Raw genomic sequence first — 21718 nt, forward strand, 5'->3', positions numbered from 1 at the left:
ATTTGACGGCCCGTCGATCAACCTCAGATCGCCGCAACTGAATAATCGATGGGGCGTGGACGCCGCATACGTTAGGAACGCGCGTTGCGGAAACCATCTTGGCCAGTGGTCATGTGCGACCACACACAAAGGCCGTACATTTGGAAGCAAGCGATCCGACCAAAAATATCTGCAGAAAACCCTTGCAACAGGGAGCCGTCCACATATGGAACTACGCCGCCTGAATGGCCGCGGCTTGTCGCTTACGCTTGCTCGCTATGGCAAGCCGGAGAGCTTGAACACCGACCAGGGCTCGCAGTTCACGTCCGCCGACTTGGCCGAGATCGACATTGTGATGGACGGCAAGGGCGCGTGGCGGGACAAGGTCTTCATCGAGCGGCTCTGGCGTTCGATCAAATACGAAGAGGTCTATCTCCACGCCTACAAAACCGTGTCCGAGGCCCGCGCTGGCATCGGCCGCTATCTGACTTACAATTGCCGACGCCCACATTCATCCCTTGACCAGCAGACGCCGGATCAGGCTTACTTCAACACGCTGACGCCGAGATGGCGGCAGCATAATCGAGGCGGAAATCCACTTAGCGAAAAGCCCCAAACTGTTCAGATAAACCGAACCACCTCTAGTTGGGCTCCTTCAAGAGCTCAGCCTTTCGTACAACATCGAGCGCATGCGCTGCGTGCGTAGGCTCATTTGCTAAGCCTCCTGGACTGGGATTTCGCCTTACCTGCAGTCGTCGAGCGGGAAGCCTGCGACACATAGATTGGGGGACGGCCCCAAACCTCGGATATGAGATCCATTACCTCCGCATTGACGGAATTCAGCGTTTCCATCGCTTGCTCGTATGCCGATCGGCCTACCGCTCCCGCTGACAGCTCATACAATGATCGATTTTTGAGCCGCGCTTCCCGGATCGCGTCTGATTCCCAGACGGTCGCAGTCAAGAGATCATCCCCCAGTGAGTCCCGCAGTAGGGCGACAGCCTCCTGCTGTGAGACGTCGCGCGGGTCGTGCCGTGTCACCAAGAATTTGGTGAAATACTTTACGGGCCTCTCAACTCGTTCGATCAGGGAGGCGCGATGCGACAAAACTCTGACGAACCAGGCCGTCGACGCGATCTCAGCCAATTGCGGGCGGACCGTCACCAGCAGGCCGGTCGCTGCTTCAAACGCACCCACAGTCAAGTAGCTGGGTTCAGGTGGACAGTGGATGACGACGACGTCGTAATTCGCCTCGACTTCCTTGATCGCAGACACCATTCTGACGCCAACATCTGGGTTCGTCGCGTCCTCATAGTGCCGCGAACACTCGAAGTCGAACTTGCTGAGCTCGAAAGAGCCCGGCACGAGACCAAGACCATCAAAAGGCGTCGGTCGGATTACCTCATTTATACTGGCCCGCAACGCGTCATTATAGCGCATCGCGGCATACATACTCACATCGCGGACGGGAAGTTTCGGGACTAAACCGAACATTTCCGACAATGAGCCCCTAGGATCGAGATCTATTGCGAGAATGCGAAATCCTTGGAGTGCAAGGCCCTGAGCCAGATAGAACGCTGTAGTGGTTCTTGCGGAGCCGGCGGCCACTGAGATGATCTGTAGTTTCTCACCCTCGCGCCTCCGCGGGTAAAACTTCAAAGCCTCTTTCGGACGGGCCGAAGCGAGATAAGCACGCAGTTCATTGATTTGTCGAAGCGTATAGGAGCGTCGCCCTGCGGTCCCGAGCTCCGGTGTGGGTCCCAGACCATCGGTTGACAACTGCCGTAGATAACTGTCCGACACACCGAGAATCTCGGCGACCTCGCCCAACGAGAAAGAGCGCAAGGTCATGGGGTCTGGAAATGGATATTTGATAGCTACGCCAGACGCGCGTAAGCGATCGATGAGTTCTCTACCAAGACGCTCGATGCGTTCCGACTTTGTCTCGTCTTCATACGGCGGACTAACAGGTTTTGGCATAACGGTCCTCGCGACGGCTACTCTCCTGCATGTCGGTTTATCGCGTCGCGGTTCTTCTTGCACGTCTGAAAAAGCCTCGCAAGTCGCAACCGGATAGATTGTGGCGTGTCCATCTAGACCGATCAGCGCGCGCTCGATCTTCTCTAGTCACCTGGAACTAAAATTCACTACATTGTATGCTTGGCCTCTTCATTGGAGGTTGAGGCATGGCAAATGCGACTGGCCGACCAACGGCCCCATTGGTTTTGAGCGAGGCGGAGCGGGAATATCTGGAGCGACAGGTGCGCAAGCATCGTGTTGCACGCTCCCTGTCGGAGCGGTGCCGGATCATTCTTCGCTGTGGCGAGGGAGTTCCGAGCAAGGTCGTTGCGGACGAGCTCGGCGTGCATGAACATACGGTTGGCAAATGGCGACGGCGCTTCCTCAAAGACCGACTCGATGGGCTGCTCGACGAAGTTCGCCCTGGTCGGCCCCGAACCATCGACGACGATCAGATCGCGGCTGTGATCGAGCGCACGCTGCGTTCAACGCCAAGCGATGCGACCCATTGGTCGATCCGCTCGATGGCAGGGGCCACAGGCTTTTCGCACACGACGATCCGCCGGATATGGAACGCTTTCGGCCTGCAGCCGCATCGCACAGAGACGTTCAAGCTTTCCGGCGATCCTTTGTTCGTCGATAAGGTCCGCGACATCGTCGGTCTTTATCTGTCACCTCCCAATCGGGCGCTGGTTCTCAGCGTGGACGAGAAGAGCCAAATCCAGGCTCTCGACCGCGAGCAGCCAGTGTTGCCGATGATGCCCGGCGTGCCGGAACGGCGCACGCATTCCTATGTCCGACACGGCACAACCACGTTGTTTGCCGCTCTGGATGTCGCCTCCGGCTTTGTCATCGGCAAATGCTACAAGCGGCACCGTGCCACCGAATTCCTGGATTTCCTCAAGCAGATCGATGCGAGCGTACCGTCCGATTTGGACGTTCATATCGTGATGGACTACTATGCGACCCACAAAACGGCATCGGTCAAAAACTGGCTGATGCGACGGCCGCGCTACCACGTGCACTTCACCCCGACCTCGGCGTCATGGATCAATCAGGTCGAACGCTGGTTTGCGGAACTGACCCGCAAGCAGCTCCGTCGCGGCGTCCGCACTTCGACAATGCAGCTCGAAGCCGACATCCGAAGCTTTCATCGAACGCCATAATCAGAACCCGAAGCCCTACAGGTGGACGAAATCCGCAGACGACATCCTGGCCTCCGTCAAACGTTTCTGCCAGAAAGTCCAGGACTTATGACACGAATTTCGGATTCGGATGACTAGGTCGTAAACTCATAGCAAGCCCACTTCTGGCGCTGGCGTGTAATTTCGCCTCTATCGAGTTTCGTGGAATACATGCTGCATTGTAGACGGGAATGATACTCGAGAAGTAACCGAGCAATTCCGACAATGAGCCCTCGGATCGAAATCTATGGCGAGAACGCGGAATCCTTGAAGTGCAGGCCCTGAGCCAGATAGAACGATGTGGTGGTTCTTGCGGGGCCGGCGGCCAACTGGGATGATCTGTACTCACCCTCGCGCCTCCGCGGGTAAAACTTCCCAGCCTCTTTCGGACGGGCTGGAGCGCGATAAGCACGAAGTTCGTTGATCCATCGAAGCGTATAGGAGCGTCGACCTGCGGTCCTTAGCTCCGGTGTTGGCCCCAGACCATCGATTGACAACTGGCGCAAATAACTCTGCGACATACTGAAATCTCGGCGACCTGTCCGAACGAGAGAGAGCGGAAGGTCATGTGGTTTGGAGATGAATATACCCGCGCGCGCGTTCCCAGAGCTCTTTGCAGTCAGACGGGGGAAGAGCAAGTTGTTGAATTTTGCTCATCATGACGGATTGTGTCCAATATCGAGAAATATTCCGTCGCGGTTTAATCTCTCTGTCCGTGCCAGTCAACGGCCCGTGAGCATTTTGCCGCTACCAAACTTACCGGCTCCCTCGGTGCCGCCTTTCGTCAGCCTCGTTGAAGCTTTGTTTTTATTTCCCTTTTAGGGCGTCGACTCATAAACTTTGACACCATATCCTCGCGGCGATGAGCTTGACCGCGGCGAGGTAGTTTCCCGGGTGCTTATCGTATCGGGTTGCGATGCCTCGGAACTGTTTGATCCTATTGAAGAACCGCTCCACGAGGTTCCGCTGCCGATAGACCTAGCGCGAGAAAACGAGATGACCCTTCCGGTTGGACTTCGGCGGGATGTTGGTTCAGGCCATTCGCTCGGCGGCCTTGGCCCGGATGGCATTACTGTCGTAGCCCTTGTCCGCCAGCAGGATGTCTCCCTCGCCGAGCTCGTCCGTCAGCGCGTCGGCCTCGGTGCAGTCGGCGATCTGCCCGCCGGTCAGACGGAGGTTGACGGGGCGACCTTCGGCGTCGACACGCGCGCGTGGATTTTGCTCGTGAGCCCGCCACGGGAACGTCCCATGCCGCCATCGTCTCCATCCCCCTTTTTCCCGTGGCCGCGTGCTGGTGAACGCGGACACAGTTTGAGTCGATCATGACGATGTCGCCATCGTAAGCCTCGGAAGCGGCTTCAAGAAGCCGATCCCAGACACCGGCCTTCCGCCAGCGGACGAAACGGTTGTAGCAGGTGGTCGGCGGACCATAGCGCTCCGGAATTTCCGCCCAGGGCGAGCCCGTGCGAAACCGCTAGAGGATGCCATTCGGCACCCGCCGATCCTCGACGCGGGGAACACCCCGCGGTTTGTTGGGCAACAGCGGCGACAGGATTGACCATTCGTGGTCGGTGAGTTCGTAGCGGCGGCGCGTCATTCCAAGGCTCCCTCATTCGGAAGCCTTGAATCATCGGCGCGACTAAACAACAAGTGATTTTATGAGTTTACGACCTAGACCTCTTAGATTGGGATTTCGCCTTACCTGCAGTCGTCGAGCGCGAAGCCTGCGACACATAGATCGGGGGACGACCCCAAACCTCCGATATGATATCCATCACCTCGGCATTGACGGAATTCAGCGTTTCCATCGCTTGCTCGTATGCCGATCGGCCTACCGCTCCCGCTGATAGCTCATACAGCGATCGATTCTTGAGCCCCGCGTATCCTATCGCATCCGATTCCCAGACGATGGCAGTCAAGAGATCATCACCCAGGGAGCCCCGCAGCAGGGCGATCGTCTCCTGCTCTGCGACGTCACGCGGGTCGTGCCTTGTCACCAAGAATTTGAAAAAATCATAATCTTCGGACTTCCCAGCTTCTTCGATCCTGCGGACGTATTCCGAGAAAATGCTGAGGGACATGGCCGTTGACGCGACATCATCCAATTGCGGGTGGACTGTAACCAGCACGCCGGTCGCTGCTTCAAGCGCAACCGGGCCTAAGCCGTCGCGTACAGGTGCACCGGCAATAACGACGACATCGTAATTGCCCTCGACTTCCTCGATCGCAGACACCAGTCTCGAGTTAGCATCTGGGTTCCTCGAGGCCCCGCTGAGGTAGCGCCGCAAGCGTTCCTCCTCGAACCGGCGGAGCTCGATACTGCCCGGCACGATATCAAGACCATCAAAATGCGTCGGTCGGATTACAGTCCTAATACTGGCCCGATCGTCATCACAGCGTAACGCGGCATATATGCTTTTATTGTAGACCGGCGTCGTACTGGCGGTGTAACCGAACATTCCCGAGAATGAGCCTCGCCTATCAAGATCTACAGCGAGAACACGGAATCCTTGAAGTGCAAGGCCCTGAACCAGATAGAATGCTGTAGTGGTACTTGCGGAGCCGCCTACTGAGATAATCTGTAGTTTCTCACCCTCGCGCCTCCGCGGGTAAAACTTTAAAGCATCTTTCGGACGGGCCGAAGCGAGATAAGCACGAAGTTCGTTGATTTGTCGAAGCGTATAGGAGCGTCGCCCTGCGGTCCCTAGCTCCGGTGTTGGCCCCAGACCATCAATTGACAACTGGCGCAGATAACTGTGCGACACACCGAGGATCTCGGCGACCTCGCCCAAGGAGAAGGAGCGCAAGGTCATGGGGTCTGGAAATGGAAAGTCGATAGCTACGCCAGAGGCGCGTACGCGATCGAAGAGTTCTTTGGCCCGACGCCGGATGCGTTCCGACGTTCTCTCCTTTTCATGCGGCGGACTAACAGTTTGTGGCATAACGGGTCCCGCGAAGGCTATTCTCCAGCATGTAGGTTTATTGCCACGGCCCTTCTTGCACGTCTGAAAACGCCGCGCAAGTCGCAACCGGATAGATTGTGGCGGGTCCACCGCACAATCTAGTCCGATCAGCGCGCGCTCGATCTTCCCTAGGGTTGATTTGCGCATGTACGAAGCCAGTTTCCCGCTGCGCCCCGTGGAACATTTCTGCCGGTATGAGTGAGTGTGTCACAGCCCGAGCGTTGACATCTATTGGGGCCCGACCCGCAGCTTGTTATGCGGCGAGTAGATAAGAGTTCCTTTTTCGCGCGCTACTCACACCATTGCAGCATCCCGCGGACGAAAGCAGAAGCTCGGCGCGACATCCCGCATGGGCGAATGAACCTTGAGCCGACTGGTGATCCTCGGTCCGAACGCGGCCGGTGCGCTGGGCAAAGCGTAAAAGCTCGACCGTGGACCATGGCTTGCGCGAATGCTGAACCGCAAACAACCCAGATTGGCGGCCCGGCCAACAAAGATGGGTTGCATCGTCCGGCGGAACGCATTGCAAGTCAGCAAGAGCGCCGGCCGCAACAGCGGCAAATGTGAGCCAGAGCCTCATATCGGTGGAAACCGCCGGGTCAGCTCTCAGCCTAAAGCTTCGACAATGTCTCCAACCAACTCTCTTTCGTATTCCCGGCACGACGATTGCCTTCCAGCACAAGCTTGGGAACAGTGCTAATCATTGCACTGAATTGCCGATCAACATTTGCGATCGCCGCATCGTTGTCTCGCTTATCAAGAAGCTCCAGAAGCTCGCTCATGTCATCTCTGATACATGAGAGACGCTCCGGCTGGTGCAAGTCCAACCAACGAATGTATCTCGTCCGAACGTTGTACTCATGCACGAGGTCCCGCATTATTCTGTTGTTCGAAGCCTTCGCGATACGTTCGTAAAAAGACTGTTGGAACTCCCTGATCAAGTCGTAGTCGGTCCAGCTGGGAAGAACTACAAACGTAGAGTGCTCATACAGGTTTTCTCTGAACACATGCTTGAGCACCATCATAATAAAATCAAGTTGATCCGACAGTTTCTGTGGATCAAGCTTCTTGGTGTAGTAGCCATTGTTGAATAAGCTCATGATGTATTCTTCTATTTCGAGCTGAATCAGTACCTCGCGCACAGGGACAACGCTCGTATTCATGACGTTGCTGATCCGGACAGCATAGAGTCGCGTACAGGGGGGGACCTCACAATTGACGATAATCTTCTTGAGTGCTTTATACACTTTGCCGACCTTGGACTCGTCCCATCCTAGTTTATGTTCGTGGCGACTATACATGCCTTCTCCTCCGCGCATAGTTTCTGTTGTTCAAAGAAGTCTGGGGCTGCAGCCCGCTTCTGGCGCTGGCGTGTAATTTCTCCTCTGTCGCGTACCGCGGAATACTCGAGAAGTAACCGAACATGTCCGACAATTAGCCGTACGGATCGAGATCTCCGGCGGTGACGCGTAATTTTTTGCAGTGCGAAGGCTCTGAGAACGATGTGGTGGTGCGGAGCCGGAGGCTACGAGATGATCTGTGATTTCTTGGCCTCGCGCCGCCACGGGCAAAACTGCAAAGCCTTCTTCGCACGGGCCGAAGCGGAATAACGTTCGTTTGTGTCGCAAGACGCATCCTGACGGTGTTTGAGCTGCATGTTGATAAACATCCGTCACGATGTAGACTCGCTTCTCCGTGCCAGTCAACCGAAACTTACGGCTTTATCGGAGCGCCTTTCGTCAGCCTCATTGAACTCTTGTGTTTATTTCCCTCACAGTCAGCTGCGGAGTTGTCGCTTGGCACTTATATGTGAGAATGCGGCTGTTTCAGCCGAATGTGGCATTAAAGATGAGAATCCAACGGGTGGGATGCGCAAAATAACTGCACTGGGAAGACGCCACCGAACGGCATGTATGGGGCATGATCTCCTCAATAGCGCTGCTGAATCGCACTTGATTCTGACCCATCATTTTCGCACGCCTCATCATGAGCATCACTGGTCCAGCCCGCTCGAGATGGATACTCCGGCTAGCAGAGCTGATCGCAGATGGAACACCCTCCATCTCGGCCATGCAATCGCAGAGCGCCGGAATGAAGGACTTGATGTGCCGCCCGAACTTCTGGCGCATATCTCTCCACTGGGTTGGGCACACATATTACTGACCGGCGAATATCTCTGGCCTAACGGAGAAACGGCTTAGAGTGTCATTCCGCCCCCAGCCGGAACCGACCCCTCTCTGTACCGCAGCGAAAGCGGCCGCGCCGTGTTCGCGGTGCAAGGTGATGCGGGCGCGGTCACCGCAATCGCCAGCGGCATTTCCTTCGACGACCATGGCGACATCGATGTCGAGGCGCCGAAGCTGACGGGCGCCGAGATCGTCGGCCAAAAGCCCTCCCACTTGGTCGAGCACGACGGCGAGTTCGCGGCTTTTTTCGACGGGGAAGGTGTCGCCCGCATCATCTCCGAGAAAGCGGTGTTGCAGGGCAAGTCAGACTTCCGGGAGGTAAAGACCGACGCACCGCAGCACGGCGTCGCCGTCGCCTATGGCTCCCATGTCCTTCTGTCGGAGCCGAACAGGGAGAAGCCCGACGAACTCCCGGTCGGCATCAGGACGGTTGACAAGGCCCGCACGCAGGTCGGCGACATCGCTGAATGCCCCGACCTCCACGGCGAGGCCTCTTCGGGAAACATTCTGGCCTTCGCCTGCGCGACCGGTCTGCTCGTCGTCACGCATGGAGAAAGCGCGTCGGACATCCGCCATCTGCCCTATGCGGATTCTTTGCCGGACGGCAAGTCGACCACGCTGATCGGTGGCCGGGGACTGCAGTATTTCCTCGGCAATTACGGTCCCGACAAGGTCGTTCTGATCGATCCGACGGCTGAGAGCGACGCCTTCCGCCTGATCGAGTTGCCGACGCGGCGCGTGCACTTTGCCGTCGATCCGGTGAGGCCGAAGTTCGCCTACGTCTTCACCGAGGATGGCCAGCTTCACCAGCTCGATATCGTCGCCGGTAAGATTGCCAATTCGCTCAAGCTGACCGATCCCTATTCGGTGGACGGTCACTGGAACGATCCGCGCCCGCGCATCGCCGTGGCAGGGGACAACGTCGTCGTGACCGACCCGCTGGCAGGCAAGCTCCATCTCGTGTCGGCGGGATCGTTCACCAGGACCGGCGAGATCGCCGTGGAGGGCAAGCCCTTCAACATCGTGGCCGTCGGCGGAAGCGGCAAGGTCCACGATCACACAGCTGAGAAAGTTCACGCACATAGCCACGATCCGGCGGTCCAGCAGATCTACAAGGGCCACTTTGAGGACAACCAGGTCCAGGATCGAACCCTGTCGGACTGGGCTGGCGATTGGCAGTCGGTCTATCCCTACCTGAAGGATGGAACGCTCGATCCAGTCATGGCGCACAAAGCGGAGAGCGCCGACCAGAGCGCCGACGAGTACCGGGCCTATTACGAGATCGGCTATCGAACTAACGTCGAGCGGATCAAGATCGATGGCGACACAGTGACCTTTTTCGAGGGCGAGAAGCCGCTCGAAGCCCGCTATGTCAGCGACGGCTATGAGATCCTGACCTACGAGAAGGGCAACCGTGGCGTGCGCTTCATCTTCAAGAAGTCCGACGGTGACGCGGACGCTCCGGAATTCATCCAGTTCAGCGACCACAAAATCGCGCCCGAGGCGGCCGACCATTATCACCTCTACTGGGGAAATGATCGTGCGGCCCTGCTGGAAGAAGTGACGAACTGGCCGACCTACTACCCGTCTTCGCTGAGCGCGAAGCAAATTGTCGAAGAGATGATAGCGCACTGACCGTTGCGCTCCTCTTCGCCTGCGCCCGGCCTTCACGGTCGGGCGCCCCTTTTTCGCCATTAAACCCCGAGGCACCCATGCTTGACACAGCCAAATCCTCCAATCGCCTGCCCGTCACTGTCCTCTCCGGCTTCCTCGGCGCCGGCAAGACGACACTTCTCAACCACGTGCTGAACAATCGCGAGGGCCGCCGGGTCGCCGTCATCGTCAACGACATGAGCGAGGTCAACATCGATGCCGCGCTGGTTCGCGATGGTGGCGCAAACCTTTCGCGCACCGACGAAAAACTCGTGGAGATGACCAATGGCTGCATCTGCTGCACATTGCGCGATGACCTCTTGCAGGAAGTGCGTCGCCTCTCAGAAGATGGTCGGTTCGACTATTTGCTGATCGAGGGCACTGGAATTGCCGAGCCGCTGCCGGTCGCCACCACCTTCGACTTCCGCGACGAGAATGGCGAGAGTCTCTCGGACGTCTCCCGCCTCGATACGATGGTCACCGTTGTCGATGCCGCCAATCTGCTGAAGGATTATTCCTCCCACGATTTCTTGCGCGACCGCGGCGAGGTGGCCGGTGAAGCCGATGATCGCGCCTTGGTCGATCTTCTGGTCGAGCAGATCGAATTCGCCGACGTCATCGTGCTCAACAAGGTTTCCGACACGCCCGCGAGTGATCTCGATCTCGCTCGTAAGATCGTGCGTTCGCTCAATCCCGACGCCGAACTGATCGAGACGGACTTCGCTCAGGTCCTGCTGGACAAGGTTCTAAACACAGGCCGTTTCGATTTCGAGAAGGCCGAGCAACATCCGCTCTGGTTCAAGGAGCTGAACGGCTTCAAGGACCACGTCCCCGAGATCGAAGAATACGGCATCCGCTCCTTCGTCTACCGCGAGCGTCGCCCCTTCGATCCGATGAAGCTCAAGGCCTTCATCAACAAGTCCTGGCCCGGCGTTGTGCGAGCGAAGGGCTTCTTCTGGTTGGCAACGCGTCCGCACTATGTCGGCGAAATCAGCCAGGCTGGTGCGCTCATTCGAACGGGCAAGCGTGGCCTCTGGTGGGCGTCAGTTCCAAAGCCGCAATGGCCGGATCATCCCGAGTGGAAGGCCGCCATGAAGCCGTATCTCGATCCTATCTGGGGCGACCGAAGGCCAAGAGATCGTCTTCATCGGCTGCGACCCGATGGATGAACGCCAGATCCGCGTCGAACTCGATGCCTGCCTCGTCAAGGAAAAGAACTTCATACCCGGCCACTGGCGCGATCTTCCGGATCCGTTCCCGAGCTGGGAGAGGCAGGCTGGATGAGCGTCGAAGCACCAGCCGGGTTTCGGACTGGAGATGTTGGCAACGCAATCCACTGGCTGGCTGCAAGGCACTGTGCGGATGTCCCCTTCGCGACTGCGATGAATCGCCGTTGCAACGGCGTGTCGCGGCGATCGGGAATACCCTCGACGCATCTACAAAGGCCGCCCACCGAAGATTCATCGCGCAGAAATCCTGCTTCGCCTGTGCCACGTTTCCTGGCGGCGGCGATGCCTTCAGCCTGTCGCTCGCGTACCTCCACAGCCGCCGGAAAGGCGTTCTTCGACATGCTCGGCGTCTTCGCAGAGTTCGAAACCAACCTGCGGCGAAACGGCCAGGAACATGCTGTCGCAAAAGTCCCTCTCTGCGGCCGGACTTTTGCGCCTGATATTGCAACGCTAGTCGGCTAATGATTTCAGCCAGTTTCCGTCGAAAAGTTAGGATTCCGCGACACATTATCCAAATAGGCGCCGATTTCGGTTCGGCTCTTCAGCAAAAATTTTGAGCCTGCGAATGCCTCAAACAATTGAGAGTGGGCAAGGAAGCAGCTCGAATTGTTGCGAAGGCGATATTCCGCGATCCATTTTAGGAGTTCTTGGAATTCTTCGACGCTACCACCACCCTGTATCCCTCGCTCTTTAACGTTCGCAATGCACTCTTCTTCTGGCAAGTCGATCCAGATTAATGTTGTAGCCTGATGCAGTACGACATTCGCCAACCATCCGTACACGCCCTCCATCAACCAACTATCAGCTTTTCCGGCCTCCGCGACCTCGTTCGCGACAAGCTGGTTGTTGCGGGCTATCCCATAGTTTCCGGGTTCCCATCGGAGATCGTCGAGATGGATAGGGGCGCACTGCAATATGTCGCCAAGCTTACGAGCGAGCCACGTCTTTCCGGAGCCGCCATTACCGAAAATCAGGGTCCGGCGCAGATCGGAGGAAGATATCGAGTTCAAATGCGTCCCCTTCCTGTACCTTTCGCAGCAATTCCACTACTTCGGAGACCACCGGCCCCTTGATCGCGGGCGGCTCTGCACGTTCGCAAAACTCTCGCCAGACAAAGAACGTCAGTTCAGCACCATCCGTTGGCGTTTCCGCCGGTCCTTCTGCGAAACTTCCAAGCAGACGATATCTCTCGTTCTTCCAAAACAGTTCCTCCACCCAATCATAGATCGGGATCACATGGAAATGGATCGGATAGCCTGGAGAATGGCCGTAGCGGCCGATATTCACCCGTTGAGCATGCAATTTCTGCTTCAAGGCTTTCTGAGTTGCTGCCAGCAATGGCCCAAGCTCGGCAAGCGCGCTTCCGATAACTCTGACAGATCATTAGTGTCCATCTTAGAGCTAACCATCAGATAGCCGGGAAGAGCAGAGTTCATCCGGTGGCTCACCGGCCGTCCGGTTGTCTCGGCAACGCTGAGGTATCTCCAAATTCCCCCTCCGCTGTAGCCATAAATGTTGCTTGGCTTTCAGGCATCTGTCGGTCCGAGCCGCCAACCCGTATCTGCGGCCCACTGATCTGCTTGCCTAATGACAGAGGACGGTCCGTGGGGGTCTTTCTCGGCCAATGCCCGCTTCAGAGCGGCATAGGGAATATGCTCATGGGGATGTTGCCGGATATAATCTCTGAACAGCAGCGCCCACTGCTCATGCCAACTACCGGCCCTGCGAATATGCACATGGGTGCGCTCTTCGCCAGGCTGCTCTCGAAAGTACCGCTTGCTCAAATTTCTGTTCGACTTCCGCCAAATATAGGCCCCTGAAAATTAAAGGGGCGCAGATGTACGGTAGCGCGATCAACGTATGAGCGCCAGATCGACATGTCTATCGGCGAGGTCACAGTCGGGTGGATAGCGACCCGTCCGATTCAGGCTGATTCGGCCAAAGCTTCTGAAGGCTCCGGTTTGCTGAAAGCCGCGATGGCCGAACAAACGCCGAGGAGCTGCCGCTGCGGCCCGTGCCGAGCCCCCTTGCTAAAATCCGTCTTGCGAAGTCCGCTTTGCCGAAACAGCCCTTGCCGCCCCTGAGCCGCTTGCGAAAGAATGCTCTCTTGCGCTTAGCCATCTTGTTGCCCCCTTACTTCGATGGACGCGGTCACCAGCTTTGGCCTAGGCTTCTGCTTGGACTTGCCGATACCGCCTTGAAGGTAGAACGCGGCCTGACGCAGAGCTGCCATCTTGCTTCCTTTGTTGTTTAATTATTTGGGTTGTTCGGACACATGAATGCGCAACAGATGCGCGCGCCCAAGGTGATCGTGCAAAAGTCGTGCCAGGCGGCAGGAGAGTCTGAAATTAAGCTACTGGCTTTCTTTTCAGAGAGTTAGAGCACGTCCACTTTAATCCGGATCATGTCCTGCTGCTGCGAAGTAGTTCGCACACTCTTGCGGCTCGAAGAGCTTGACGATGTCGCCAACTGTGTTCCACAGGGCGTCGACGGAGCGTTCGGCCCTTGCCCGCAGAAGCGCCTTGAGCTTTGAGAAGGCGTTTTCGATCGGGTTGAAGTCGGGGCTATAGGGCGGGAGATAGAGCAGCGTGCAGCCAGCGGTTTCTATGGCCTGTCGGATGCCATCTGCCTTGTGGGCCGGCAGGTTGTCCATGACGACGATGTCGCCGGGCGTGAAGGTTGGCACGAGAACCTGCTCGACATAGGCCTTGAAAGCAACTCCGTTCATCGCCCCGTCAAGGACCATTGGCGCGGTCATGCCGGAGAGCCTGAGCGCCCCGGTGAACGTCGTAGTTTTCCAATGACCGTGCGGAACGCCCGATCGGCAACGCTCTCCGCGCGGAGAGCGACCGCGAAGTCGGGACATCTTCGTGGAAAGACCCGTCTCGTCTATGAAGACGAGGCGGGCTGGATCGAGATCAAGCTGTGCATCGAACCAGTCCTGACGCCGCTTCAGGAGGTCTGGCCGCTCCTGCTCCAATGCATGTGCGGTCTTTTTTTGAATGTGAAGCCGCGCTTGCGCAGCCAGACGTCGAGGGTGCTGCGGCCGATAGAGACGGATCGGTCCTCTTCCAGACGCAAAACCATCTCGTTCAGCGTGATGTCCTTCGACGCCTCGATCATGCCGATGATGAAAGCCTCATGATCGTCGAGACGGGAACCTCCAGGTCGACCCTGCTTGGCAGCGCTCACCTGACCCTGCCGGGCGCTCGCGATCCAGGCAATCGCCGTCGAAATCCCGATCCCGAGCCGCGCTGCAGTCGACCGCGTGGACATCCCACCAGCCGACGCAGCCAGAACCCGGTGGCGAAGATCATCACTCAATGCTCGGGCCATGTTCCCTCCGACAAATCAAAGACAGCAGGAGGGAATCACAGAACGCTCTGAAAAGGAATCCTCACGCCGCTTCCGCTTTCATCGGACGCGCTCTAGATCTTGAAATTGGCCGCACGGTTGAAGGAATAATCTGTGTCCACGAACCGACAAAGGTGACGGACAATATGGGTGGTTGTCACGCGTCCGAGCATGTGGAGGCGTGGGCGCTTTTCCGAAACTCTGGCATTGGTGGTCGGCCCTCCGATTTGCGTTGCATTGCCTTCCTCGAAGCTGCGGACGGCACCGGGCGGAACGCGGAAGCTGTCGCCCGCAGCTTCAAGGAAGGCAATGCAACGCGCAAATCGGAGGGCCGACCACCAATGCCAACGAAAGCGCTGATTCTGCTTGAAGGCACTAAAAAAACGTTTTGTCGAGACCCGGCGTCGGCGCCCGCCTGATGAAAAGGCGCGTCGACGCCTCAATCCGGCAAGGCTCGAATGAGGTGGCCTGGCGACGCTTTCAGCCGATGCACCGCGCTTCACCTCGAGGTCGCCCGCGCATCAGAAAAGTACAATATTTTTGAAGGGAGTCTCAGCCGTCGAATGCAGCTTTGCCCGGTGCTCTTTCGGGAGGGCCATCTAGGCGAGCACATCGTCCATGATGGCTGCGAGCTTTGGAACTTTCGGTCTGATCTGATCGGCGACGCTGCGCCATTGCGCGCTGGCTGCCTCCGGGTCTCCTGGCCAAAGGCCTTTGCGATGAAGGCGGAGACACGACCCGCCGGCCGCTCTTGCCGGCATGCGTCAGAACGTTTCTCATGAAGTGGATACGTGCATTTCCTCGGGAACGCCCTCGATCATCTGCGCGCAAGCATGGCGACGATTGCCTGAAGGAGCTTCGATGGTTTTATGATCGCCGCGACTCGAGAGGCGAAGGCCGATCTCGCCGCCTGGCTGGGAAAATGGTCGGTCCGCCATCCGCGCCTGACCTCCTGGGTCGAGGAAACCATCGAGCAGACGCTGACCTTCTTTCGTCTGCCGCGCCGGGACGAACGGGGAAATAGCCCCGCTTGCTACGGCGACAGCGCTCCTCGGATAGCCCTGACCGCCGCCAGCGCTGTCCGCGTCCGCGTAGTGCTGACGAATTCCGGCCAGCTCGACAGGACAACCGCCGCGAAATCCGCCATCGGGTCGATGTAGATCAGTTGTCCGAAGACGCCGCGGGCCATATAGACGCCGCGTGCGGTATCCTCGATCCAGAACTGGTTGTGATATGCACCGGCGGGTAAAACCTCTTGATAGATGCCGCCGAAGAGTGTCGGATCAGCACCGAACCGTGTCCCGGCAATCCACTCGGTCGACACGATACGCCCGCCGTTAATCTCGCCGCCGCGAAGATGCAGCAGGGCGAAACGAGCATAGTCCCGAAGAGTCGCATTGAACCCGCCGTCGCCGAGAGCATAGCCGGCAGCGTCCACGGTGAAATAGGCGTCTTCCTCCGCCCCCATCGGCGCCCACAATTCACGGCTGACGAGTTCTGCAAGCGGGGTAGCGGCGGCGCGCTGTAGAACGAAGGACAGTACATCCGTCTCGATCGAGCGATAGCGGAAGGAAGTACCGTGCGGGCACTCCAGATCCTTCAAAGACAGGATCAGGTCCCAGATATTCGTGTGCCAGCTCGGGTTCCAACGATTCTTCCAGCCGCTGGCGACATCCAACTGCGCCATGTGGGAATCGAGCGCGGTATAGGTCTCATCGAAAACCACGCCGCTGGTCATGTCGAGCACGTGCTGGACGGATGCGCCGCGGTAGGCCGTCGCCTCCAGCTCCGGCAGATAATGCGTCAGGGACGCGGCCGGATCGACCACTCCGCGGCCGATCAGGATGCCGGCCACGGTGCCGACGACCGACTTGGCAATCGACTGCGAGAGGTGCTGGGTATGCCGTGTCATGCCGTTCAGGTAGCGCTCGGCGACGATCTTGCCGCCATGGAGCACCAGGAAGCCATCGGCATAGCTCGTCTCGAGGAAGCTGCCAACGGTATAGGCCTGTCCCTCCGCCACGAAGGGAATGGCATCGATATCCCGAAGATCGGACGGTAACAGACTTGCCGGCCCCGATCCGCGCCAGACCTGTGTGGTGGGCAGCAGGTCCCGAACATGCTGGAAGGTCCATCGGTTCCAGGGCGCGCGGTCCCAGTTTTGCATTGGAATGAGAGAATTGCCGGGTGCAGTCGGATCACGGAATGGCGAAATACTGGTCATGCATGCTCTCGTTTGCGTTTGAAATGGATCAATCGTTCCGGCGGAGATAGCTGCCTCCGACGAACTCTCCGAAGAGGGTGCCCATGTCGCTCATCATGGCGAAGTTACGCTTAGCCTTCGGCCCTAGTTTGGTGGCAACGGCGTCGATGAGCAGATTCAGCACGACACTGAGGCTTGCCGTAGAATCCCAGAAAGTTTTCACATGCGTATGCGCCTCGAAGACGAAGCGCGTATAGGCAAAAGCCCAGTGACTGAACTTGTCGGTGACGATGACCAGCGGCATGTCCATCGACTTCAGCTTCTCCACCAGCTTGATGCCGCGGGTCGCGTACGAGGCCGTGTCAACGAGGACGACGGCGCTCTGCTTGGGATCTGCATTGATGATCTCGCCAAACGTGCCCGAGGCGTTGTCGATGAAAATCACGTTGGAGCGCGCCCAGAGCAGGCGGCTGGCGAAATCCATGGCCAACCCCTTCGAGGCCTGAAAGCCGACGACATAGATGGTGCGCGCCTTCACGAGCAGGCTTGCGGCCTCGTCCCACACGTCGGTGGTAGTCAAGGCGTAGGCCTTCACGATAGCGTCGAGTTCCAGCCGCAGGCTTTCCTGGAGCATCTGCTGTCGGCCTTCGCGCATTTGAAAACGAGACATGTAATCGTCGACTTCGCTATCCTTCTCCGCGACCGCGAAGCGCAACCGCTTCTTGAGGTCGCGCAGGTTCTCAAAACCGAGGCCACGAACGAACCGCGTGACGGTCATTTCGCTGACGCCCACGGTCTCAGCTATGCTGCTGCCGGTCTCGAAGGGCAATATCTGGATATTATCCAGGATATAGGCCGCAAGGGTTTGCTCCGAGGGCGAGAAACCGGACATGCGGTCGCGCAGGATCGCTTCGATGTCTATTTTCTGCTCAACGTCGCTCGATCCATTAGAATCCGTGCCGCTTCGTGCTTTCACCACAGTGACAGACTCCTAGAAATTGCCGGCGTGAATGGCTGGACGCCCCTGCCCCCAGACGCCGGGAGCGCTGTCCACCTCTTCCTCGATTTGCCGCGCCGCCGCAAGCAGCAGATCCTCCCGTCCAAAACGGGCGACAAGCTGAATCCCAATAGGTAGACCATCCCGGCTGCGTCCAAGCGGTAGGGAGATCGCGGGCTGTCCCGTCGCATTGAACAACGCAGTATACGTCTCCTTCGGCGCAAGATCATTGAACACGCCTTCCGCATCGATGCCCGCCCGATCGGGATCGAACGTGCCGATCGGTTCCGGCAGCATTGCGCTGGTCGGTGTCAGCAAGAGATCATATCCAGCAAGGAAGCATCCGACCTGCCGCGTCACCCGATCATAGACGGCAAGCGCGTCGATAAGCTGTGCACCGCTGATGCCGAGTCCCCATCGATAAAGAGCATATACGCTTGTGCCAAGCGCTTCCTCGAGCGAGCGATCCATATGCCGCGCCATAGCCGGAATATGTGCGGCAGCGTCGGCAGCCCAGATGACCTTTTGCGCCTGGAGGAAGGCCGGATAATCAAAGTCCGGCGATGCCTCCTCGACATGGTGGCCAAGGGATGAAAGCCGCTCCGCCGCCGATCTTGCCGCGGTGGCAACCTCCGGGTCGATCTGCACACCGGACCATGAGCGCGTGCACAGGGCGATGCGCAGCCCCACCGGTCGGTGCTTGATGGCGTCGAGATAGGTGTCCACTGGCGGCGCGATCTCATAGCCGTCGCCGGCATCGGGGCCATGGCACAGGTCGAGCAGAGCTGCGGTATCGCGGACTGAGCGTGTGAGCATGAAGGCCGTTGCCAGGCCCAGAAGCGGGGCATTCCCATTCGGCGCGCCGGTAACTCGCCCGCGTGAAGGTTTCAGACCGATCAAGCCGCAGAACGCGGCCGGATTGCGAATTGATCCACCGCCGTCGCTGCCCTGTGCAAAAGGCACGATGCCTGCGGCGACGGCCGCGGCGCCGCCGCCGCTGGAACCCGCGACGCCGCGCTCTGGGTTCCACGGATTGCGCGTTGCCCCATAGAGGGGCGATTCCGTCGCCGCCGGCACGCCGAATTCGGAACTCGTCGTGCGGCCGACATTGCTTAGGCCGCCGGCGCGCAACCGTGTCCAGTAGACGGAGTCATGGCCGGCGCGGTAACCTTGCGCCAGACGGCTGCCGAATTCGGCCGGGCGGCCCAATTCGATTGGGAAGTCCTTGGTGAGGGTGGCAATTCCACCGAAGGGGGTGGCGGACGCCACCTCCGGCAGGATCTCGAGCGCGTCCGGATAGAGTTCGATGACGGCGTTCAGCGCAGGGTTCACGGCCGCGACGGCCTGTTCGACGCACCGGCCGAGCTCCTTTGGCGTGACCTCTCCTTTCGCCAGCAGGTGGGCGAGGGCGGTTCCATCATGGGCTGCATATTCATCAAGGCGCATGGGTCACTACCGGTTGCGAAGGGGGAATCGCAGGGGCCGACGGCAGTCGAGCCAACGAGCCGACCAGCGCCTGCGTATAGGGGTCCTGCGGCGTGAACAGAACCTGCCGCGCCACGCCCTGCTCAACAACGCGCCCGGCTTTGAAGACATAGACACGCTGGCAAAGGCTGCTCACCACGGCGAGATCGTGCGAGATGTAGAGCAGCGTCAGCGAGCGCTCACGCTGGAGACGCACGAGCAATTCCAGGACCTGCGCCTGTGTCGTGACATCGAGCGCCGAGGTGATTTCGTCGGCGATGAGAAGCTGCGGTTTCAGTGCCAATGCTCGTGCAAGGCCGACGCGCTGACATTGGCCGCCGGAAAGCTGCAGTGGCTTGCGATCGCGCAGGCTGCTCGGCAATTCCACCATATCCAGCAAGACGTCGGCCTCTTTCCGCGCCGCCTTTCGGTCCGCGATGCCATGCCGCCAGATCGGCTCGGCGACGGCCTCGGCAATGGTCAGGCGCGGATTGAGTGAATCGTACGGGTTTTGGAACACCATCTGCACACGGCGACGGAACGCCGTCAGCGCCTCCCCCCCGAGCGCGCCAACATCCTGCCCGTCCAGACGGATCGCGCCGCCGCTCGGCGTGTTCAGGCGAATGATCGACCGGGCGAGCGTGCTCTTGCCGGAGCCGCTTTCGCCTACGATACCAACCCTTTCGCCGGTATTGATCTTAAGGTCTATGCCGTCGATGGCCCGGAAGGGATTGTCGGTTCCGAAGCCGCCGAGCAGGCCCCGCCCGGCGGGGAACGCCACCGAAAGATTTTCGATGCTCAGCAGCGGCGTTGCCCGATCCGGACCGCTCACAGTGCCATAGCTCTTGCGGCCTGGCTGGGATTCGATCAGCAGTCTTGTATAGGGATGGCGCGGCCGGTTGATGACTTCATCGATCGGCCCCTGTTCCACCACCTCGCCATTCCGCATGACCACCACACGCGAGCAGATATCCGCGACGACGCCGAGATCGTGCGAAATGAGGATCATCGCCAGCCCGTTCTTGCGATTGAGCTCCTTGAGCAGTTCAAGGATGCGGGCCTGCACCGTAACGTCGAGAGCGGTCGTCGGCTCGTCGGCGATCAACATCTTCGGCTGGCAGCCGATCGCGGCGGCAATCATCACCCGTTGTTTCATGCCGCCGGAAAACTCGTGCGGATAGGACCGTGCGCGCTTTTCAGGCTCGCGGATACCCACATCCTCCAGCAACTTGATCGCGCGGTGTAGGCCTTCGCGCTTGCCGATCCCAAGGTGCCGGAGCATCGGCGCCGCGACCTGCTGGCCGATGCGGCGCAATGGATCGAGATGCGATGCCGGGTTCTGGAAGATCATACCGATGTCGCGGCCGCGAATGGCACACAGCTCGTCCTCGCCAAGCGTCAGCAGGTCGCGTCCGTCGAGCCTGACCGTGCCCTCGGCGCGTGCCGTAGCCGGCAGCAGCCGCATCAGGGCGCGGCAGGTCACGGATTTGCCCGAACCGCTTTCGCCAACGATGCCGAGGATTTCTTCCGGCTGGAGCGTGAACGATACTTTCTTCACCGCCGCGAAACCACCGAAGCTGACGCACAGGTCCTTGACTTCAAGCAGCGGCCGCTTGCCCGTTTCCCCCGCGCTCATGCCGCAACTCCCATCCGCTGTATCTGCCCCAGTCCATCGCCGAGCAGAGCAAAACCGAGGCCGAGCGAAATGGCGGCCAATCCCGGAAACAGGCAAATCCACCAGGCTTGCTGCACGAAAGCCTGACCGTCGGCGATCATCACGCCCCATTCGGCGAGCGGCGGCTGCGCGGCCATACCGAGGAAGCCGAAGCTTGCACCGGCGAGCATGACGAGCACCGCGTCGCTGGCTGCGTAGGCGATGACCGGTCCGATGGCGTTAGGCAGCACATGATGGCTGAGTATGGTGGCCGGCCGATAGCCGAGGCATTTGGCCGCCTGGATATACTCGCTTTCGCGGATCGTCAGTACCTGCGCCCGCACCAAACGCGCATAGCTTACCCAGCCGACGAGGGCCAGGGCCAGGATGAAGTTGAGGAGCCCCGGCCCGAGCACGCCGACAATTGCCAGCACCAGAACAAAGAAGGGGAACGCGACGGTCAGGTCATAGATGCGCATGAACACGGTATCGACCGCACCGCCGAAATAGCCGCTCAACAGCCCGATTATCGTCCCGATCAGGAGCGGCGGAAGCACCCCGGCCACACACAGCAGCAGATCGACCCGACTTGCGAAAAGAACCCGCGAAAAGACGTCGCGACCAACTTGGTCCGTGCCGAACAAATGGGCGGCATTCGGCGGCGAAAGCATATTCATGATGTCAACGGCATTGGGATCATAGGGCGCGATCGCGGAGGCGGCTAGCGCAATCACCAACCATCCACCAAGAATGACGACTGCAATCAGGATGGTAGGGGTGGTGCTGCCGACTGGTGGCGCGGTTTGCACAAGAATAGGGCTGTCAGTCATGGG

12 protein-coding genes and 9 pseudogenes are annotated in these 21718 nt (G+C 58.9%); 7 read left to right on the forward strand and 14 right to left on the reverse strand.

What is annotated here, in order from left to right; all coding sequences use genetic code 11:
- Positions 1–247 precede the first annotated feature (247 nt).
- A pseudogene (locus tag JOH52_RS33565) lies at positions 248–538 on the forward strand (integrase core domain-containing protein); the annotation flags it as partial.
- A 149-nt stretch (positions 539–687) separates the two neighbouring features.
- Here the strand turns inward: JOH52_RS33565 and repA (JOH52_RS33570) are convergent.
- Positions 688–1959 (reverse strand): plasmid partitioning protein RepA, encoded by a 1272-nt coding sequence (gene repA / locus JOH52_RS33570; protein WP_014531105.1) that lies wholly within the window; start codon positions 1957–1959, stop codon positions 688–690.
- A 206-nt stretch (positions 1960–2165) separates the two neighbouring features.
- Here repA (JOH52_RS33570) and JOH52_RS33575 point away from each other — a divergent pair.
- Positions 2166–3255, forward strand: a pseudogene (locus JOH52_RS33575) (IS630 family transposase).
- A gap of 758 nt (positions 3256–4013) precedes the next feature.
- On the opposite strand, the pseudogene JOH52_RS33580 reads toward JOH52_RS33575, so the two are convergent.
- From JOH52_RS33580 to JOH52_RS33590, 3 genes and pseudogenes are all read right to left on the reverse strand, one after another.
- Positions 4014–4779, reverse strand: a pseudogene (locus JOH52_RS33580) (IS5 family transposase).
- A gap of 67 nt (positions 4780–4846) precedes the next feature.
- The gene (gene repA, locus JOH52_RS33585) at positions 4847–6124 is read right to left on the reverse strand and encodes a plasmid partitioning protein RepA (protein WP_153530223.1); all 1278 of its coding nucleotides are present in this window, start codon (positions 6122–6124) and stop codon (positions 4847–4849) included.
- A gap of 632 nt (positions 6125–6756) precedes the next feature.
- Positions 6757–7446, reverse strand: coding sequence for a GntR family transcriptional regulator (locus tag JOH52_RS33590; protein WP_153530224.1), 690 nt, complete (start codon positions 7444–7446; stop codon positions 6757–6759).
- 747 nt (positions 7447–8193) lie between these two features.
- Between JOH52_RS33590 and JOH52_RS33595 the strand changes: the two are divergent.
- From JOH52_RS33595 to JOH52_RS36740, 4 genes and pseudogenes are all read left to right on the forward strand, one after another.
- Positions 8194–8346: pseudogene (locus JOH52_RS33595) on the forward strand (Tn3 family transposase); the annotation flags it as partial.
- Positions 8347–9351: 1005 nt separating this feature from the next.
- Positions 9352–9966: a ZinT family metal-binding protein gene (locus JOH52_RS36065; protein ID WP_276312787.1), complete on the forward strand. Its 615-nt coding sequence runs from the start codon at positions 9352–9354 to the stop codon at positions 9964–9966.
- A gap of 77 nt (positions 9967–10043) precedes the next feature.
- A pseudogene (gene zigA / locus JOH52_RS33605) lies at positions 10044–11268 on the forward strand (zinc metallochaperone GTPase ZigA).
- 251 nt (positions 11269–11519) lie between these two features.
- Positions 11520–11618, forward strand: a pseudogene (locus JOH52_RS36740) (integrase-like protein y4lS); the annotation flags it as partial.
- 62 nt (positions 11619–11680) lie between these two features.
- Here the strand turns inward: JOH52_RS36740 and JOH52_RS33610 are convergent.
- From JOH52_RS33610 to JOH52_RS33630, 5 genes and pseudogenes are all read right to left on the reverse strand, one after another.
- Positions 11681–12127 (reverse strand): P-loop NTPase family protein, encoded by a 447-nt coding sequence (locus tag JOH52_RS33610; RefSeq protein ID WP_017267240.1) that lies wholly within the window; start codon positions 12125–12127, stop codon positions 11681–11683.
- Between the two features lie 46 nt (positions 12128–12173).
- Positions 12174–12649 (reverse strand): annotated as a pseudogene (locus JOH52_RS33615) (HIT family protein).
- Positions 12650–12739: 90 nt separating this feature from the next.
- On the reverse strand, positions 12740–13021 hold the full coding sequence (locus tag JOH52_RS36745) for a GrpB family protein (protein ID WP_080567557.1): 282 nt from the start codon (positions 13019–13021) through the stop codon (positions 12740–12742).
- Positions 13022–13605: 584 nt separating this feature from the next.
- Positions 13606–14549 (reverse strand): IS630 family transposase gene (locus tag JOH52_RS33625; RefSeq protein ID WP_164843349.1). Its coding sequence is split into 2 segments (ribosomal slippage): positions 13606–14213 and positions 14213–14549, totalling 945 coding nucleotides; the frame shifts between segments, so codons are not numbered across the junction.
- Positions 14550–15169: 620 nt separating this feature from the next.
- Positions 15170–15359, reverse strand: a pseudogene (locus tag JOH52_RS33630) (transposase); the annotation flags it as partial.
- On the opposite strand from JOH52_RS33630, the pseudogene JOH52_RS33635 reads away from it, so the two are divergent.
- Positions 15356–15583: pseudogene (locus JOH52_RS33635) on the forward strand (transposase); the annotation flags it as partial. The pseudogenes JOH52_RS33630 and JOH52_RS33635 sit on opposite strands and share 4 nt — an antisense overlap.
- A gap of 17 nt (positions 15584–15600) precedes the next feature.
- Here the strand turns inward: JOH52_RS33635 and JOH52_RS33640 are convergent.
- From JOH52_RS33640 to JOH52_RS33660, 5 genes are read right to left on the reverse strand one after another with little or no spacing between them, the layout of a single operon-like run.
- A complete protein-coding gene (locus JOH52_RS33640; RefSeq protein ID WP_014531122.1) occupies positions 15601–16791 on the reverse strand; it encodes a serine hydrolase domain-containing protein in 1191 nt (396 codons plus the stop codon).
- A gap of 28 nt (positions 16792–16819) precedes the next feature.
- A complete protein-coding gene (locus JOH52_RS33645) occupies positions 16820–17749 on the reverse strand; it encodes a MurR/RpiR family transcriptional regulator (RefSeq protein ID WP_014531123.1) in 930 nt (309 codons plus the stop codon).
- Between the two features lie 12 nt (positions 17750–17761).
- Positions 17762–19213 (reverse strand): amidase, encoded by a 1452-nt coding sequence (locus JOH52_RS33650; protein ID WP_014531124.1) that lies wholly within the window; start codon positions 19211–19213, stop codon positions 17762–17764.
- Positions 19203–20867 carry a dipeptide ABC transporter ATP-binding protein gene (locus tag JOH52_RS33655; RefSeq protein ID WP_014531125.1) on the reverse strand — a complete coding sequence of 555 codons (1665 nt, stop codon included), beginning with the start codon at positions 20865–20867 and terminating at the stop codon, positions 19203–19205. Before JOH52_RS33655 ends, JOH52_RS33650 begins: the two co-directional genes overlap by 11 nt.
- A complete protein-coding gene (locus JOH52_RS33660) occupies positions 20864–21715 on the reverse strand; it encodes an ABC transporter permease (RefSeq protein ID WP_014531126.1) in 852 nt (283 codons plus the stop codon). Before JOH52_RS33660 ends, JOH52_RS33655 begins: the two co-directional genes overlap by 4 nt.
- Between the last annotated feature and the right edge of the window lie 3 nt (positions 21716–21718).

The organism is Sinorhizobium meliloti, assembly GCF_017876815.1.
Classification (GTDB): Bacteria; Pseudomonadota; Alphaproteobacteria; order Rhizobiales; family Rhizobiaceae; genus Sinorhizobium; species Sinorhizobium meliloti.